Here is a 269-nt window from a genome sequence, read left to right on the forward strand (position 1 = left end):
GTGCAGAACAGTTAATTGCAAGTATCGAAGACCATCGACTAAGAATACAAATGATGGACTTGTTGGCTGAAAACAAACTACTCAAAAACCAAGTTAAGCAACAGCAATTAGCTCTTAACGCTCCGACCTCAAGTGATATGCATGGTAACCCCATAAGTAACAATCTTGATATAGAGCTCAACTCTATTGAAATTAGGGCTTTATCAGACTTTATTAGCGAATCAAATCAAAAAGAACATGGATTGTCGATATCTGGACAAGGCCAGGTG

At 38.3% G+C, this 269-nt stretch carries 1 protein-coding gene; it reads left to right on the top strand.

The genetic code is table 11. The features are described 5' to 3' along the window. On the top strand, positions 1-269 hold a 269-nt coding region (gene gmtX / locus AAEZ02_RS22595; protein WP_351125294.1), incomplete at both ends, for a gamma-mobile-trio protein GmtX.

The sequence above is a fragment of the Shewanella sp. T24-MNA-CIBAN-0130 genome (genome assembly GCF_040310185.1).
Taxonomy (GTDB): domain Bacteria; phylum Pseudomonadota; class Gammaproteobacteria; order Enterobacterales; family Shewanellaceae; genus Shewanella; species Shewanella psychromarinicola.